General features: G+C 71.5%; 16 protein-coding genes. 15 read left to right on the top strand and 1 reads right to left on the bottom strand.

Going from position 1 to position 16,097, the window contains the following annotated elements; translation table 11 throughout:
* The first annotated feature begins 213 nt into the window (after positions 1 to 213).
* From atpB to AB0O19_RS12555, 10 genes are all read left to right on the top strand, one after another.
* Positions 214 to 1,029, top strand: coding sequence for a F0F1 ATP synthase subunit A (gene atpB / locus AB0O19_RS12600; RefSeq protein ID WP_350879603.1), 816 nt, complete (start codon positions 214 to 216; stop codon positions 1,027 to 1,029).
* A gap of 93 nt (positions 1,030 to 1,122) precedes the next feature.
* On the top strand, positions 1,123 to 1,359 hold the full coding sequence (gene atpE / locus AB0O19_RS12595) for an ATP synthase F0 subunit C (RefSeq protein WP_350879602.1): 237 nt from the start codon (positions 1,123 to 1,125) through the stop codon (positions 1,357 to 1,359).
* Between the two features lie 34 nt (positions 1,360 to 1,393).
* Positions 1,394 to 1,951 (top strand): F0F1 ATP synthase subunit B, encoded by a 558-nt coding sequence (locus AB0O19_RS12590; RefSeq protein WP_363581990.1) that lies wholly within the window; start codon positions 1,394 to 1,396, stop codon positions 1,949 to 1,951.
* Entirely contained in the window at positions 1,948 to 2,763 is an 816-nt protein-coding gene (locus tag AB0O19_RS12585; protein WP_363619302.1) for a F0F1 ATP synthase subunit delta, read from the top strand. Before AB0O19_RS12590 ends, AB0O19_RS12585 begins: the two co-directional genes overlap by 4 nt.
* A 161-nt stretch (positions 2,764 to 2,924) precedes the next feature.
* A complete protein-coding gene (atpA, locus tag AB0O19_RS12580; RefSeq protein ID WP_363581994.1) occupies positions 2,925 to 4,499 on the top strand; it encodes a F0F1 ATP synthase subunit alpha in 1,575 nt (524 codons plus the stop codon).
* A gap of 32 nt (positions 4,500 to 4,531) precedes the next feature.
* A complete protein-coding gene (locus tag AB0O19_RS12575) occupies positions 4,532 to 5,446 on the top strand; it encodes a F0F1 ATP synthase subunit gamma (protein WP_363619301.1) in 915 nt (304 codons plus the stop codon).
* Positions 5,447 to 5,448: 2 nt separating this feature from the next.
* Positions 5,449 to 6,894: a F0F1 ATP synthase subunit beta gene (gene atpD, locus AB0O19_RS12570; RefSeq protein WP_363581998.1), complete on the top strand. Its 1,446-nt coding sequence runs from the start codon at positions 5,449 to 5,451 to the stop codon at positions 6,892 to 6,894.
* Between the two features lie 182 nt (positions 6,895 to 7,076).
* The gene (locus tag AB0O19_RS12565) at positions 7,077 to 7,460 is read left to right on the top strand and encodes a F0F1 ATP synthase subunit epsilon (protein WP_363582000.1); all 384 of its coding nucleotides are present in this window, start codon (positions 7,077 to 7,079) and stop codon (positions 7,458 to 7,460) included.
* A gap of 149 nt (positions 7,461 to 7,609) precedes the next feature.
* Positions 7,610 to 8,110, top strand: coding sequence for a DUF2550 domain-containing protein (locus AB0O19_RS12560; protein WP_063347798.1), 501 nt, complete (start codon positions 7,610 to 7,612; stop codon positions 8,108 to 8,110).
* Positions 8,111 to 8,321: 211 nt separating this feature from the next.
* Positions 8,322 to 8,894, top strand: a complete 573-nt coding sequence (locus AB0O19_RS12555; protein ID WP_363582002.1) for a cob(I)yrinic acid a,c-diamide adenosyltransferase — start codon at positions 8,322 to 8,324, stop codon at positions 8,892 to 8,894.
* Positions 8,895 to 8,922: 28 nt separating this feature from the next.
* On the opposite strand, the gene AB0O19_RS12550 is transcribed toward AB0O19_RS12555, so the two are convergent.
* Entirely contained in the window at positions 8,923 to 9,525 is a 603-nt protein-coding gene (locus AB0O19_RS12550; protein ID WP_363619300.1) for a hypothetical protein, read from the bottom strand.
* A 156-nt stretch (positions 9,526 to 9,681) separates the two neighbouring features.
* On the opposite strand from AB0O19_RS12550, the gene AB0O19_RS12545 reads away from it, so the two are divergent.
* From AB0O19_RS12545 to AB0O19_RS12525, 5 genes are all read left to right on the top strand, one after another.
* Positions 9,682 to 10,884 carry a histidine kinase gene (locus AB0O19_RS12545; protein WP_363619299.1) on the top strand — a complete coding sequence of 401 codons (1,203 nt, stop codon included), beginning with the start codon at positions 9,682 to 9,684 and terminating at the stop codon, positions 10,882 to 10,884.
* The gene (locus tag AB0O19_RS12540; RefSeq protein ID WP_350879592.1) at positions 10,881 to 11,531 is read left to right on the top strand and encodes a response regulator transcription factor; all 651 of its coding nucleotides are present in this window, start codon (positions 10,881 to 10,883) and stop codon (positions 11,529 to 11,531) included. Before AB0O19_RS12545 ends, AB0O19_RS12540 begins: the two co-directional genes overlap by 4 nt.
* A gap of 245 nt (positions 11,532 to 11,776) precedes the next feature.
* On the top strand, positions 11,777 to 12,646 hold the full coding sequence (locus AB0O19_RS12535; protein WP_350879591.1) for a 3-hydroxyacyl-CoA dehydrogenase family protein: 870 nt from the start codon (positions 11,777 to 11,779) through the stop codon (positions 12,644 to 12,646).
* Positions 12,647 to 13,034: 388 nt separating this feature from the next.
* Positions 13,035 to 13,355: an STAS domain-containing protein gene (locus tag AB0O19_RS12530; protein ID WP_363582008.1), complete on the top strand. Its 321-nt coding sequence runs from the start codon at positions 13,035 to 13,037 to the stop codon at positions 13,353 to 13,355.
* A 347-nt stretch (positions 13,356 to 13,702) separates the two neighbouring features.
* Entirely contained in the window at positions 13,703 to 16,093 is a 2,391-nt protein-coding gene (locus AB0O19_RS12525) for an ATP-binding protein (protein ID WP_363619298.1), read from the top strand.
* Positions 16,094 to 16,097 lie beyond the last annotated feature (4 nt).

Genomic DNA, 16,097 nt, shown 5'->3' with positions numbered 1-16,097 from the left:
AACAACGGAGTACGGGAAGCGGCCAGGTCTGTCCGAACAGCGGACGGATCGCCCCCCGGATCCGCGCAGTCTTCGATGATCCCGCTGTGGTGCGGCGCACCGGCGCGCGGGATCCGCGAGAAACCCATCAAGTTCCAGTGCCGCTCCGTGGCCGCAGGCCACGCCGACACACCGAGGTTGCCGTAACCATGCGTCACGACGAAGGAGTCCGTGGTGAGTGCTGATCAGCTCACGTTCCTCGCCTCAGGCAGTTGCCACTTCGGGGACGCTGGCTGCGGCTTCCCGGCCCCGGGTCTGAACGAGTTCCAGTTCAAGCCGATCTTCTCGATCGGCAGTATCGAGTTCAACAAGCCGATGCTGCTGTCGGTCATCGTTGCGCTGCTGGTCGTCGTCTTCTTCTGGGCCGCCTTCGCCAAGCCGCGCCTGGTCCCCGGCAAGCTGCAGCTCGTCGGCGAGATCGGCTACGACTTCGTCAAGCGCTCCATCGTGCTGGAGACGATCGGCAAGAAGGGCGAGAAGTACGTCCCGATGCTCGTCTCGATGTTCTTCTTCATCTGGCTGATGAACATCATGTCGATCATCCCCTTCGCGCAGTTCCCCGTCTCGGCGGCGATCGCGTTCCCGGCCGGCCTCGCTGCGGTCGTGTGGATCACCTACATGACGCTGACCTTCAAGAAGCACGGCTTCGTCGGCGGTCTGAAGAACCTCTGCTGGCCCTCGGGCATCCCCGGCTGGGTCATGTTCATCCTGGTGCCGATCGAGTTCTTCTCGAACATCTTCGTGCGCCCCTTCACGCTCGCGGTCCGAGCCTTCGCGAACATGTTCGCCGGCCACCTGCTGATCGTGATGTTCTCCATCGCCTCCTGGTACCTGCTCAGCCCGACCCTGGGTGCGCTCTACGGCTCGGCCTCGTTCATCGTCGCCGTCGCGCTGACCGCCTTCGAGCTGCTGGTCCAGTTCCTGCAGGCCTACATCTTCGTGATGCTGGCCAGCAGCTACATCGCCGGTGCCCTCGAAGAGGCGCACTGAGCCAGGGGGCTTCGGCCCTCCCTGAACCAACCTCTCCGGATTGCCCGGTGGCCAATCACCACCGGTTCACCACCCCTGCAAAGGACAACGTCAATGAGCATCCTCGCTGAGGGCAACGTCTACGGTTCCGTCGCCTCCATCGGCTACGGCCTCGCCGCGATCGGCCCCGGCATCGGCGTCGGTCTGATCTTCGGCAACGGTGTCCAGGCCATGGCCCGTCAGCCCGAGGCTGCCGGCCTGATCCGCTCCAACATGTTCATCGGCTTCGCGCTGACCGAGGCGCTCGCCCTCATCGGCATCGTCATGCCGTTCGTCTTCGGCAACAAGTAATCCTGCCGCAGACCCATTCGAGGAAGGTCCAGATATGAGCATCGCGGTTACGCTCGCGGCCGAGGAGAAGATGAACCCTCTCCTCCCCGCGTGGCCCGAGATCATCATCGGCCTGCTCTGCTTCTTCATCGTCTTCGGTCTCCTCGGCAAGAAGCTCCTCCCCAGCATCGAGAAGGTGCTGTCGGAGCGTCGGGACGCCATCGAGGGCGGCATGGAGCGCGCCGAGGCCGCTCAGGCGGAGGCCCAGGCCCTGCTTGAGCAGTACCGCGCCGAGCTCGCCGAGGCGCGTCACGAGGCTGCCCGCATCGTCGAGCAGGCTCGCGAGCAGGGCGCTGCCCAGCTCACCGAGATGCGCGAGGAGGGCCAGCGTCAGCGCGAGGCCATCGTCGCCGCCGGCCACGCGCAGATCGAGGCCGACAAGAAGCAGGCGACTGCCGTCCTGCGCCAGGACGTGGGTTCGCTGGCCTCCCAGCTGGCTTCCCGCATCGTGGGCGAGTCCCTCGAGGACAGCGCTCGGCAGAGCGGCGTGATCGACCGCTTCCTGGACGAGCTGGAGGCCAAGGCCGCCGTTGCTCAGGGTGCGGCCAAGTGATCGGCGCCAGCCGCGAGGCCCTCGCCGCCGGCCGGCAGAACCTGGAGAGCCTGACCGACTCCACCTCGGTGGACGCGGCCAAGCTCGCCGAGGAGCTCACCGCCGTCACGGCCGTGCTGGACCGTGAGGTGTCGCTGCGCCGTGTCCTGACCGACCCGTCCCGGTCGGGTCAGGACAAGGCCCAGCTGGTCTCCTCGCTGCTGACCGGTCAGGTCTCCGGCGAGACCGTCGACCTCGTCTCCGGTCTGGTCCGCTCCCGCTGGTCGGGCTCGCGCGACCTGGTGGACGGGACCGAGGAGCTGGCCGCGTACGCCGAGGTCATCGCGGCGGACAGGGCAGGCGCCCTGGACGACGTCGAGGACGAGCTGTTCCGGTTCAGCCGGGTGGTGGGCGGCTCGCACGAGCTGCGCGCCGCGCTGACCGAGCCGAAGGCCGGCATCGCCGCGAAGGCCGCGCTGATCAAGAAGCTGCTCGGCGGCCGCGCCCACCCGGGCACCGTCCGGCTGGTCACGGCCATCGTCAACGCGCCGCGTGGCCGTAGCCTGGAGCAGGGCCTGGAGTCCTACTCGAAGCTCGCCGCCGCGCGCCGCGGCCGCGTGGTGGCCCTGGTCACCACCGCGGTGCCGCTGTCGGACACCCAGAAGGAGCGCCTGTCCGGTGCTCTGGGCCGGATGTACGGCCGCCAGGTCCACCTGAACATCGACGTCGACCCCGAGGTCGTCGGCGGTGTCCGGGTGCAGGTCGGCGACGAGATCATCGACGGCACCGTGTCGAGCCGCCTCGAAGGCGCTCGCCAGTCGCTCGAAGGCTGAGCACACCGAAGCAGCAGCACATCCGACCCTCGGTCGGGAAACCGGCTCCCCAAGGAGCCGGCACATCGGACGGCCGGTTCGGCAGACCCGGCCGAGAGTCGAATACTTGCGGCCCTCAATGGCGGGCCGAGGATCGCAAACTAGGAGAGCAGGGAAGCCTGATGGCGGAGCTTACGATCCGTCCGGAGGAGATCCGGGACGCGCTGGCCGACTTTGTCCAGTCGTACCAGCCGGACGCCGCTTCTGTGGAAGAGGTCGGCACGGTCACTGACGCGGCGGACGGCATCGCGCATGTCGAGGGCCTGCCCTCGGTCATGGCGAACGAGCTGCTGAGGTTCGAGGACGGCACGCTCGGCCTCGCGCTGAACCTCGACACCCGCGAGATCGGTGTCGTCATCCTCGGTGAGTTCGGTGGCATCGAAGAGGGCCAGACCGTGCGCCGCACCGGCGAGGTCCTCTCGGTTCCGGTCGGCGACGGCTACCTCGGCCGCGTCGTGGACCCGCTGGGCAACCCGATCGACGGTCTGGGCGACATCGCCTCCAGCGGCCGCCGCGCCCTGGAGCTGCAGGCCCCCGGCGTCATGGCCCGCAAGTCGGTCAAGCAGCCGCTGCAGACCGGCATCAAGGCCATCGACTCGATGACCCCGATCGGCCGTGGCCAGCGTCAGCTGATCATCGGTGACCGCCAGACCGGCAAGACCGCGGTGGCCGTCGACACGATCATCAACCAGCGCGACAACTGGCGCTCGGGCGACCCGGAGAAGCAGGTCCGCTGCATCTACGTCGCCGTGGGCCAGAAGGGCTCCACCATCGCGTCCGTCCGCGGCGCCCTGGAGGAGGCCGGCGCGCTGGAGTACACCACCATCGTGGCTGCTCCCGCCTCCGACCCGGCCGGCTTCAAGTACCTCGCCCCGTACACCGGTTCGGCCATCGGCCAGGAGTGGATGTACGACGGCAAGCACGTCCTGATCATCTTCGACGACCTGTCGAAGCAGGCCGAGGCCTACCGCTCCGTGTCGCTGCTGCTGCGCCGTCCGCCGGGCCGCGAGGCCTACCCGGGCGACGTCTTCTACCTGCACTCCCGCCTGCTGGAGCGTTGCGCCAAGCTGAACGACGCCCTGGGCGGCGGCTCGATGACCGGTCTGCCGATCATCGAGACCAAGGCCAACGACGTCTCGGCGTACATCCCGACCAACGTCATCTCCATCACCGACGGCCAGTGCTTCCTGGAGTCCGACCTGTTCAACGCCGGCATCCGCCCGGCCGTGAACGTCGGTATCTCGGTCTCCCGCGTCGGTGGCTCCGCCCAGATCAAGGCCATGCGTTCGGTCGCCGGCCGTCTGCGTCTGGACCTCGCCCAGTACCGCGAGCTGGAGGCCTTCGCCGCCTTCGGTTCCGACCTGGACGCGGCCTCCAAGGCCCAGCTGGAGCGCGGTGCGCGCATGGTCGAGCTGCTGAAGCAGGGTCAGTACCAGCCGTTCCCGGTCGAGGAACAGGTCGTCTCCATCTGGGCCGGCACCACCGGCAAGCTGGACGACGTCCCGGTCGCCGAGATCCGCCGCTTCGAGCGCGAGTTCCTGGACCACGTGCGCCTCCAGCACAAGGACCTGCTCGCGGGCATCGTCGAGACCGGTCTGCTCGCCGAGGGCACCGTCGACGCGCTGACCAGCGCCATCGACGCGTTCAAGCAGGGCTACCAGACCGCTGACGGCAAGCTGCTCTCCGAGCAGGCCTGAGTCCGGTAGCGAGGGAAAGGACGTAACGACCCATGGGAGCACAGCTTCGGGTCTACAAGCGCCGGATCCGCTCTGTCACCGCGACGAAGAAGATCACCAAGGCGATGGAGATGATCTCCGCGTCGCGCATCGTCAAGGCGCAGCGCGCGGTGGCCGCCTCCACTCCGTACGCCGATGAGCTCACCCGTGCGGTGACGGCGGTGGCCACCCGGTCCAACGCCAAGCACCCGCTCACCACCGAGAACCCGAGCGCCTCGCGCGCCGCCGTCCTGCTGATCACGGCGGACCGCGGCCTGGCGGGCGGTTACTCGACCAACGCCATCAAGGCCGCGCAGTCGCTCAGCGAGCGTCTGCGGGCCGAGGGCAAGGACGTGGTGACGTACATCGTCGGTCGCAAGGGCGTCTCGTACTACACGTTCCGCGGCTTCGAGATCGCGGAGTCGTGGACGGGCTTCTCGGACAAGCCGACCTACGGGGACGCGAAGACCGTGGCGGCCGACCTGATCGAGGCCTTCACGGCCGAGACGGGCGGCGTGGACGAGCTCCACCTGATCTCGACCAAGTTCGTGTCGATGCTGACGCAGAACGCGGTCGAGGCCCGGCTGCTGCCGCTGAAGCTGGACGAGGTCCAGCTCAGCGACGACCAGCCGGCCAAGGCGGAGATCTTCCCGCTGTACGACTTCGAGCCGTCGGCGGAGGGCGTGCTGGACGCGCTGCTGCCGCGGTACGTCGAGAGCCGGATCTACAACGCGCTGCTGCAGTCGGCCGCCTCCGAGCACGCCGCCCGCCGACGCGCGATGAAGAGCGCGACGGACAACGCCGGCGAGCTCATCAAGTCGCTCACGCGGCTTGCCAACTCGGCCCGTCAGGCCGAGATCACCCAGGAAATCAGCGAGATCGTCGGCGGTGCCAACGCCCTCGCCGACGCTAGCCGCGGGAGCGAATGAGAATGACCACCACTGTTGAGCCGACCACGGCGACGGGCCGCGTCGCGCGGGTCATCGGCCCGGTCGTCGACGTGGAGTTCCCCGTCGACGCTATTCCGAACATGTTCAACGCCCTGCACGTCGAGGCGGAGAACCCCGACGGCTCGGGCAAGAAGACCCTGACCCTCGAGGTCGCCCAGCACCTGGGCGACGGCATGGTCCGCGGCATCTCGATGCAGCCGACCGACGGTCTGGTCCGTGGCACCCAGGTCACCGACACCGGTGCCGCCATCTCGGTGCCCGTCGGCCAGATCACCAAGGGCAAGGTCTTCAACGCCCTCGGCGACGTGCTGAACGTGGACCAGAAGGAGTTCGACCAGCAGGTCGAGGTCCGCTGGCCGATCCACCGCAAGGCGCCGGAGTTCAAGGACCTCGAGTCCAAGACCGAGATGTTCGAGACCGGCATCAAGGTCATCGACCTCCTCACCCCGTACGTCCAGGGTGGCAAGATCGGTCTGTTCGGTGGTGCCGGTGTCGGCAAGACCGTTCTGATCCAGGAGATGATCTACCGCGTCGCCGAGAACTTCGGTGGTGTGTCGGTGTTCGCCGGCGTCGGCGAGCGCACCCGTGAGGGCAACGACCTCATCGACGAGATGGTCGACTCGGGCGTTCTGGACAAGACCGCGCTGGTCTTCGGCCAGATGGACGAGCCGCCGGGCACCCGTCTGCGCGTCGCGCTCTCCGCGCTGACCATGGCGGAGTACTTCCGTGACGTCGAGAAGCAGGACGTGCTCCTCTTCATCGACAACATCTTCCGGTTCACCCAGGCCGGTTCCGAGGTGTCGACCCTGCTCGGCCGCATGCCCTCCGCGGTGGGCTACCAGCCGAACCTGGCCGACGAGATGGGCCTCCTCCAGGAGCGCATCACCTCGACCCGCGGTCACTCGATCACCTCGATGCAGGCGATCTACGTCCCCGCGGACGACCTGACCGACCCGGCCCCGGCCACCACCTTCGCCCACCTGGACGCGACGACCGTTCTGTCGCGCCCGATCTCGGAGAAGGGCATCTACCCGGCCGTCGACCCGCTGGACTCCACGTCCCGCATCCTCGACCCGCGGTACATCGCGCAGACCCACTACGACACGGCCCTCCGTATCAAGGGGATCCTGCAGAAGTACAAGGACCTCCAGGACATCATCGCGATCCTCGGTATCGACGAGCTGTCCGAGGAGGACAAGGTCACGGTCCACCGTGCCCGTCGCATCGAGCGCTTCCTCTCGCAGAACACCTACGTGGCGAAGCAGTTCACCGGTGTCGAGGGTTCGACCGTGCCGCTGTCGGAGACCATCGAGGCCTTCAACGCGATCGCGGACGGCAAGTACGACTCCATCCCGGAGCAGGCCTTCTTCATGTGCGGTGGCATCGAGGACCTCGAGAAGAACGCCGCCGAGCTGGCGAAGAAGTAGTCGCGGCCGGTAGCAGCTGAGTGACCGTGAGGGGTGGCCCCGAGCCCGGGACCACCCCTCGCGTCGCATCGGCTGTGATTCCGGTCAAATCCGTGCCGCCGGTTTCATGCCGGAGGCGCGCGGCCGTTATTCTTACCGAAACTCCCGAGTAATCGGGGGTTGCATGAGCCTAGGAGCCCACGTTGGCTGAGCTGCACGTCGAGCTGGTCGCAGCCGACCGCAAGGTGTGGTCCGGTGCGGCCACCATCGTCGTCGCCCGTACGGCCTCCGGCGACACCGGCATCATGCCGGGTCACACCCCGGTGCTGAGCGTGCTGGAGACCGGTCCGGTCACCATTCGCACGGCGGACGGCGGCACCGTGATCGCCGCGGTGCACGGCGGCTTCATCTCCTTCGCCGACAACAAGCTGTCTCTGCTCGCGGAGATCGCCGAGCTGGCGGACGAGATCGACGTCGCCCGTGCCGAGCGCGCGCTGGAGAAGGCCAAGTCGGGCCTGGACGAGCACGCCGAGCGGCGCGCCGAGGTCCGCCTGTTCGCGGCGCGCGGCCTCAAGGCCCACGTCTGAGTGCGCCAAGACCCTGGTTCAGCGGGGTCGACCGACGGTCCCGGGGACGCGTGAGCGTGACCCCGGGACTGTCGTCGTAGTTGGTAGGTCAACGCGGTCGCTTGATACGACCGATACGGGGAACGCGGGTAGCGAGGAGGTAGGTGAGCATGGTCCTCGCGCTTGTGGTGTGTGCGGCGGTCGTGGCGCTGGGTGTGATCGGCCTGGTGGCGTTCGCGGTACGACGCCGCCTGATCCAGCGGGTCGGCGGCACGTTCGACTGCAGTTACCGACTCAAAATGCCCGCCGACGCCTCGACGCAGCCCGACCTCGACGAGAACGGCAAACCCACCTCGGCCCCGGTCCCCCAGACCGACGGCAAGGGGTGGGTTTTTGGTATCGGCCGCTACAGCGGTGACTCGATCGAGTGGTTCCGGGTCTTCTCGTACGCCCCGCGCCCGCGCAGGGTGCTGCCGCGCCGGGAGATCGAGGTGCTCGGCCGGCGCTACCCGGAGGGCCAGGAGGAGCTCGCCCTGCTCTCCGGCTCGGTGGTGCTGCGCTGCCTGCACAACGGGGAGCCGCTGGAGCTGGCGATGAGCGAGGACGCGCTCACCGGCTTCCTCGCCTGGCTGGAGGCCGCCCCACCCGGGCAGAGGGTCAACGTCGCGTAGCGGCGAGACCCTCGGGGTGGGGGTACCCCCGGCCGGAGGCTGGGGGAGGTCAACGTCGCGTAGCGGCGGGACCCTCGGGGTGGGGGTACCCCCGGCCGGAGGCTGGGGGAGGTCAACGTCGCGTAGCGGCGGGACCCTCGGGGACAACGCCGGGTAGAGCTGGTCCCGCTCGGGGTTAACGCCGCCTAACCCGTCCGGCTACGCTGGCCGCATGGTGAATCTGACGCGCATCTACACCCGCACCGGCGACGACGGCACCACCGCGCTCGGCGACATGAGCCGGACCACCAAGACCGATCCCCGCCTGGTCGCGTACGCCGACACCAACGAGGCGAACGCGGCGATCGGCGTGGCCGTCGCCGCCGGATCGCTGCCCGAGGACATCGTCACGGTGCTCGTCCGGATCCAGAACGACCTGTTCGACGTCGGCGCGGACCTGTCCACGCCGGTGGTCGAGGACCCGAAGTACCCGCCGCTGCGGGTGCTGCCGTCGTACGTCGACCGGCTGGAGGGGGACTGCGACCACTACCTGGAGCAGTTGGAGAAGCTGCGCAGCTTCATCCTGCCCGGCGGTACGCCCGGCGCGGCCTACCTGCACCTGGCCTGCACGGTGGTGCGGCGGGCCGAGCGGGCCACCTGGGCGGCGATCGCGGAGTACGGGGACAGCGTCAACCCGCTGACCGCGAAGTACCTCAACCGGCTCTCCGACCTGCTGTTCATCCTGGCCCGGGCGGCCAACAAGGAGCGCGGCGACGTGCTCTGGGTGCCGGGCGAGAACCGCTAGCGGTCCCTCAGAACCGCCGGCAAGCCCCTCAGAGCCGCTTCTCCGGGACGCCGGCGACGGGCTGCTCGGCGATCGGGTCGTCCGCGTCCTGCTCGCCGGCCGGCGGCTGCTTCGGCCAGAGCGTGTAGCTGACGGCGATGACCACGTTGACCACGGCGGCGATGCCCAGCTTGAGGTACCACTGGAGGAAGGTGCCGAAGTGCGCGGAGCCTCCCGACAGCGGCACCAGCAGGGTGATCAGGCTCAGTGTGATCGCGGCCGAGACCACCGTGCGGCGGCAGATCTGCCACTCGTACCGGGACCGCGCCAGGCCGTACTTCGGTGAGCGCGGCGGCTTGGGGCCGCCGGCGAAGCGGTACATGAAGTGCCGGTCGGCCCAGCGGACCAGGGAGGGCCCGTACCCGATCGAGAAGCCCGCGTAGCTCGCCGCGAGGGCGTGCGTCCAGCTCGCGGCGGCGCCGCCGCGCAGGTCGAGCACGGTGAGCACGTACAGGGTGAGGTCCACCACCGGCAGGCCGACCAGCAGGGCGGTGCTGGTGCGGCGCCACCGGAGCAGGTAGCGGGCGGTGAGACCGAGGCCGAGCAGGATCCAGAAGGAGATCTCGGCCGCGACGATGAGGGTGACGATCACGTTGTGCTCCCGGGCGGTCGGCGGTGCCTCCAGCCTGGCGCGCGGGCGTGGCCGCGTCGTCGTCGCCGGGTGCCGTCCCGGCCTGCACCTTTCGATGTACGGCGGCTCCTCCGGGGACCGGAGCCGGGCGGCGCCCGGGGATGGTGAGATGGAGGTGTGCTGAGACCGACCCTCACCCCGCGCCAGGAGGACCGGGGGATCGCCCTGCTCGGTCTGCTCGGCGGAGCGCTGCTGATCGCGCTCCAGGTCTACGACAACTCCTCGCGGATCCCGCGCGCGGCGGTGGTGCCGGCGCTGCTGGTCATGGCGGTGCTGGAGCTGTTCCGCCGGACCAGGCCGGTGCTCACCGCGACGCTGGGCGGGCTCGCCTTCGGGTACAGCATCTTCACCGGCGCCCTGCTGGCGACCAGCCTGATGTACACCGACCTGCTCTACGCGGCGGTGCTCTACGGGACCCCGAGAATGTCCCGGATCCTGCACCTGACCGGCACGGGTTCGGTGCTGGTGCTGTCCACCCTGGTGCTGATCTACAGCGACGCCTCGAACGCGGTGGCGGTGGTGGTGCTCACCGTCCTGATCTACCTGGCGCCGGTCTGGACCGGGGACGTGGTCCGCAAGCACCGCGACCGGGCGGTGAGCGAGCGGCTGCGGGCCGAACAGACCGCGCTGCTCTCGGAGATGGACCGGCGTGAGGCCGTCGTCGCCGAACGCGCGAGGATGGCAAGGGAGTTGCACGACGTGGTGGCCAACCACCTGTCGGCGATCGCGATCCACGCGACCGGCGCGCAGTCTGTCGCCCGGCGCCGTCGGCTGGCCGGGGACGACCCGCTGGTGGAGGTGCTGGCGGTGATCCGGGAGAGCAGCGTCCAGGGTTTGGCCGAAATGCGCCGCATGATCGGACTGTTGCGCGACAGCGGCGGGGGAGAGGCGGACGAGTCGTACGCGGCGCCCGACCTGGCCGCCGTGGACGCCCTGCTGGCCAAGGCCCGGGCGGCCGGCCAGGACGTCGGGCTGGACTTCGAACTCGCCGAGCGGGGCGAGCGCGGGGAGGTCCCGGTGCCGGTCCGGCTGGCCGCGTACCGGATCGTCCAGGAGTCGCTGACCAACGCGCTCAAGCACGCCGGGCCCGGACTGGTCAGCGTGCGGATGGAGTTCGGCCCCGAGGAACTGCGGATCGCCGTCGACAGCCCGTACCGGCACGGACCGGGCCGCGAACTGCCCGGCGCCCGGGCCGGGCTGGTCGGCATGGCGGAGCGGGCCGGGCTGCTCGGCGGCAGCTTCGAGGCGGGGCCGCGGAACGACTACTGGAGCGTGCGCGCGGTACTGCCGCGCGGGCGGGAGAGCGGGGCAGGGGCATGACGATCCGGGTGCTGGTGGCCGAGGACCAGGCGGCGGTACGGGCGGCGCTGGTGATGATCCTGCGGGCCGAGCCGGACATCGAGGTGGTCGGGCAGGCCGCCGACGGCGAGGAGGCCGTCCGGCTGGCACTGGAGCTGCGGCCCGACGTGGTGCTGATGGACGTGCAGATGCCCCGGCTGGACGGCGTCTCGGCGACCCGGCAGGTGGTCGCCGCCGGGGCCGGCCAGGTGCTCGTGCTGACCACCTTCGACCTGGACGAGTACGTCTACGGCGCGCTGCGGGCCGGCGCGGCCGGGTTCCTGCTCAAGGACCTGGAGGCGGACACCCTGGTCGAGGGCGTCCGGACGGTGGCGCGCGGGGACGGCATGCTGGCGCCCTCGGTGACCAGGCGGCTGATCGGCGCCTTCGCCCGGCCGGACCGGGCGGTCGGGCCGGAAGCCAGGGAGGCGGTGGCCGGACTGACCCCGCGTGAGCGGGAGGTGCTGGCCTGCATCGGGGCCGGGCTGTCCAACGGGGAGATCGCGGCCCGGCTGGAGATGGCGGAGGCGACCACCAAGACGCACGTCAGCCGGATCCTGGCGAAGCTGCGGCTGCGCAACCGGGTGCAGGCGGCGATCCTGGCGCAGGACCTCGGGCTGACCGTCTGAGCGTCTGACGGTCCGGTCGGCCGGTCCGGTCAGATGGTCCGGTCGGCCGGTCCGATCGGCTGGTCACGGCGGGTCTGGGTCGCCCGACCAGGTCGGGCGCAGATCACACTCCCGATTGACACCACGGGGCCGGATTGGGCATTAGAGTCCCGGCAACGAGCGACGCGGCTCTCCGGCGGTGACCCCTGCCCTGAGCCGCCTTCAGGGCCCGCCCCAGGGCGGCGACGGCATCGGGAGACCCAGCCATGAGCAATGCGTCCAGCAAGCAGATCGCCGTGATCGGTGCCGGCCTGATGGGCGCCGGCATCGCCCAGGTGTCCGCGCAGGCCGGCCACCCGGTGGTGCTGCGGGACGTCACGGAGGAGGCCCTGCAGCGCGGTCTCGCGGGCATCCGCGCCTCCTACGCGAAGTTCGTCGCCAAGGGCCGGCTGAGCGCCGAGGACGCCGAGGCCGCGCTGGGCCGGATCACCACCACCACCGACCTGGGCGCCGTCGCCGAGGCCGACATCGTGGTCGAGGCCGTGTTCGAGCAGTTCGAGGTCAAGGAGGGCGTCTTCCGGGAGCTCGACAAGCTCGCCAAGGACGGCGCGGTGCTGGCCTCCAATACCTCCGCCATCCCGATCACCCGGATCGCCGCCGCCACCCGGCGCCCCGAGTCGGTCGTCGGCGTGCACTTCTTCTCGCCGGTGCCGCTGATGAAGCTCGTCGAGCTGGTCCGCGGCTACAAGACCAGCGACGAGACCCTGGCCGCCGCCCGCGCCTTCGCCGAGGGTGTCGGCAAGGACGTCGTGGTGGTCAACCGGGACGTGGCCGGCTTCGTCACCACCCGCCTGATCACCGCGCTGGTCGTCGAGGCCGCCAAGCTGTACGAGTCGGGCGTCGCCACCGCCGAGGACATCGACACCGCCTGCCGCCTCGGCTTCGGCCACCCGATGGGCCCGCTGGAGACCGCCGACCTGACCGGCGTGGACATCCTGCTGCACGCCGCCCGCAACATCTACGACGAGACCCAGGACGAGAAGTTCGCCGCCCCGGAGATCATGGCGCGCATGGTCACCGCCGGCGACCTCGGCCGCAAGAGCGGCCGCGGCTTCTACCCGTACGAGGGCAAGTGAGCCCCCGCCGGAACGGGTGAACGACGACGCCCGGCGACCGGGCGGGCCGTGCGGCGGAACACCGTACGGCCCGCCCGCTCGGGGGCGGGTGAGTTTCCTCACGCCAGGTGCCGCAGACGGGTGATTTGGGCGGTAATCGAGCGTAGGTGTGGAGACTGACTGCGTATATTCCCTCGGACGAGTGAAGTTGCTTCAGATCTGGCCGGAACCAGCAACCTGCGCTGCTGGTTCGCCGTCAGAAGAGGGAGACCCGGCCCAGCACGACGAGGCTGCGACCGGACCCGGGCGAGGGGCCACGGCCCGCCCGGATGGACACCCCCACCCCCCGCCCCGGCACGGCCGGGTCGGACCACCCCCGTACCGGACCGGTCAGGCGAAGGAGGAGAGCATGCGCATCACCGGCGACCACAGGGCGCTGGCCATCGAAGGCCGCCTCGACGTGCGCACCGCCGCCGATGCGCGCGCCCGGCTGCACCAGGCCGTGGACGGCGGCCTCGGCGACCTCGTGCTCGACCTCGCCCGGCTGGAGTTCTGGGACGCCACCGGCCTCGGCGTGATCATGGGCACCCACCGCAGGGCTGGCCGGATCGGCCGGCGGCTGGTGCTGCGCTCCGTCCCGGCCCAGCTCCAGCGGCTGCTGGTGGCCACCAAGCTGCACCGCATCCTGGCCGTGGACGGCGTCACCGAGGCCCACGGGATCGCCCTCTAGGGCCTGGCCGCTCCTGCCCCCGTCCGGTCCCTGCCCCCGTCCGGTCCCTGCCCCCGTCCGGCCCCGGTGCTCGTTCGATCCCTGCCTTCGTTCGGTCCCCGCCCGCTCTTCGTCCGGCTCCGACCTGGTTCTGATCGGCCGTCGCCCGGGCCCTGAGCTGGCTCTGATCAGCCGTCGCCCGGCCCCCGACCGGGCCGCCCCTGCGCGGGCGGGCCCGGATGTGCAAGAGTCTGCCCGTCAGATGACGGCCGCCCCAGCCAGCTGCCCCCAGCCCGCGCGCGGCCGCGACCGAGACGTCAGCCGGTCGGCGCGGGACGCCGGCGGCCAAGCAGGATGCGGAGCAGAACGTGGCACAGCCAACCGGGGAGTTCCGGCAGGAGGCCGCCCGCACCCGAGGCGGCGAGCTCGTCTCCGGCGCCCTGCTGGTCGGCGTCGGCGCCCCGGACGGCTCCGAGGTCAGGCCCTGCCCCGAGGAGTGGCGGCCCCGGCCGCGCCGGATCGAGCGCAGCGAGCCCGCCCGGGGCCCGGTCGGCGGCGTCGGCCGCGCGGTCGGCCCGCTCGCCCTCGGTGCCGGGCCCGCCGACCTGCCGCTGCTCGACCGCGAGGCCGACGTCGCCGAACTCCTCGGCCTGCTCGCCGAGGGCCGCTCGATACGCCTGGTCGGCCAGGCCGGCTCGGGCCGCAGCGCGCTGCTGTCGGCCGTCGCCGAGGCCGCCGCCGACCTCGCCCCCGGTGGCGTCGTCCAGCTCTGCGGGCACCGCCGCACCGCCGCCGACCTGCTCCAGGACCTCTTCGCGGCCACCCACCACGCCCCCGGCTACCGGCCCGATCCGGGTCAGCTGGCCGTGCACCTCGCCGAGGTCGGCGCGATCGTGGTCGTCGACGGCGCGGAGCAGTCCGGCGCCGAGCTGGAGGACCTGCTCGCCCTCGCCCCCGGCTGCGCCTTCCTGATCTCCGCCGCCCCCGGGAGCCCGGCGCCGCCACCCGGCTCCCGCTTGCAGGACCACCTGGTCGCCGGTCTCTCCCGCTCCGCCTGCCTCGCCCTCGCCGCCCGCCAGGCCGGGCGGCCGCTGGACGTCGAGGAGAAGGCCTGGGCGGTCGACCTCTGGTTCGAGTCAGAGGGACTGCCGCTGCGCTTCGTCCAGGCCGCCGCGCTGCTGCGCCAGCGGGACGTGGCGGTGGACGCGCTGGTCGCCGCCGAGGAGGACCGGATGGGGGTCTTCGGCGCGGTCGAGGAGCCCGTCCACGACCCCGATCCGGCCGTCCGTGAGAACGCGCTGCGCCGCACCGTCCCGCTGCCGTCCGTCGCCGAGACCGCCTCACCCGCCGTCCGGCTCGCGGAGGGGCTGAGCGAGCCCGCCCAGGCCGTCCTGAGGCTCGCCGTCGCGCTCGGCGGCGAGTGTCCCACCGCGCCGCACCTGCCCGCGCTGATCGACGTCGGCCAGGGCGAGAGCGCCCTCGCCGAGCTCGCCGACGCCGGGCTGGCGGTGTCCATCGGCGGGCACCACCGGCTGACCGCCGGGGTGCTGGACCTGCTCGCCCCGCACTGGCCGGCCCGCGGCTGCCTGGACGGCGCCGCCCAGCACTTCGCCTGGTGGGTCGGGCACAGCTCGGTGTCGCTGGAACAGGTCGCGGCCGAGGCGGAGGTGGTGGTCGGCGTGCTGGTCGCGGACCGGGCGGCCGGCCGGCACGACGCCGTCGTGCGCCTGGCCCGGGCGGCCGCACCCGCGCTGGCGCTGGCGCTGCGCTGGGGCGCCTGGGAGAGGGTCCTGGAGCTGGGGCTGGAGGCGGCCCGCCGGACGGGCTCCGGCACCGACCAGGCCTGGTTCCACCACGAGGCGGGCGTGCACGCGTTCTGCGTCCGGGAGCCGTCCCGGGCGATGGCCGAGCTGGAGACGGCGCTCACCCTGCGGTCCGCCGCCGGCGAGCAGCGCGGCGTCGCGGCAGCCGGCCGGATGCTGGACCTGCTGCGCGCCGACGGGCGGCAGCTGCCGCCCGCGGCGTCCCCCGGGCCGGCGCCCGTGCGGCGGCCCGTCATCCGCGCGATAGCCAAGGTGCCGTCCAGCCTGCGCTCCGGGACCAGGCGTCGGGTGATCGCCGCGTCGGCGGCCGTCCTCGCGCTCGGGGCGCTCGGGACGGCGGTGGCGATGAGCGCCACCGGTCCGGAGCAGCACCCGGGCAACGACCCGCACACCCGGCTCGACGACCCCGACGGCGGGCAGGGCGGGCCGCTCCCGTCCCCGCACGTCGGTGGCCCGACCGCCGGCGCCGGTGCCACCGGTACGGGGGCGCCGGGCACGGGGGCGCCGGGGACGGACGCGGGGGGCGGTGCGGCGGCGGGCGGGACCAGCCCGGAACCGTCGGCGAGCGGTGGCGCCTCGCACTCGCCGAGCGCGTCGAAGAAGCCGAGCCGTGGGCCGAGCGAGACCGCGGGGGCCACCGAGCAGTCGCAGCAGTCGCAGCCGCCCGCACCGGGACAGTCGCAGCCGCCGGCCCAGCAGTCCGGCCCGCCGCAGGGTGGCAGCGGCGGCGGTAGTGGTGGCGGCACCGGCGGTGGCAGCGGTGGCGGTGGCAACTCCGGGGGCACTCAGCCCGGCGGAGGCGCCAGCACGCCGCCCCCGCCGAAGCCGTCGACCACGTCGCCCTCGGCGACCGCGACCACCCAGCCGCCCGCCACGGGCCCCGCGACCGGGACGTCCAGTCCTCCGCCGACGACGCCCTCGCCGTCCGCGAGCTGACCGG

It is taken from the genome of Kitasatospora sp. NPDC091276, assembly GCF_040684355.1.
Lineage (GTDB): Bacteria > Actinomycetota > Actinomycetes > Streptomycetales > Streptomycetaceae > Kitasatospora.
This window is presented reverse-complemented; position numbering and strand designations above follow the sequence as displayed.

Coding starts and splice junctions, on each gene's coding strand:
- AB0O19_RS12540 (WP_350879592.1), top strand. CDS start 10,881: ATGACGATCCGGGTGCTGGTGGCCGAGGACCAGGCGGCGGTACGGGCG.
- atpD (WP_363581998.1), top strand. CDS start 5,449: ATGACCACCACTGTTGAGCCGACCACGGCGACGGGCCGCGTCGCGCGG.
- AB0O19_RS12590 (WP_363581990.1), top strand. CDS start 1,394: ATGAGCATCGCGGTTACGCTCGCGGCCGAGGAGAAGATGAACCCTCTC.
- AB0O19_RS12535 (WP_350879591.1), top strand. CDS start 11,777: ATGAGCAATGCGTCCAGCAAGCAGATCGCCGTGATCGGTGCCGGCCTG.
- AB0O19_RS12530 (WP_363582008.1), top strand. CDS start 13,035: ATGCGCATCACCGGCGACCACAGGGCGCTGGCCATCGAAGGCCGCCTC.
- atpA (WP_363581994.1), top strand. CDS start 2,925: ATGGCGGAGCTTACGATCCGTCCGGAGGAGATCCGGGACGCGCTGGCC.
- AB0O19_RS12555 (WP_363582002.1), top strand. CDS start 8,322: ATGGTGAATCTGACGCGCATCTACACCCGCACCGGCGACGACGGCACC.
- atpE (WP_350879602.1), top strand. CDS start 1,123: ATGAGCATCCTCGCTGAGGGCAACGTCTACGGTTCCGTCGCCTCCATC.
- AB0O19_RS12575 (WP_363619301.1), top strand. CDS start 4,532: ATGGGAGCACAGCTTCGGGTCTACAAGCGCCGGATCCGCTCTGTCACC.
- AB0O19_RS12560 (WP_063347798.1), top strand. CDS start 7,610: ATGGTCCTCGCGCTTGTGGTGTGTGCGGCGGTCGTGGCGCTGGGTGTG.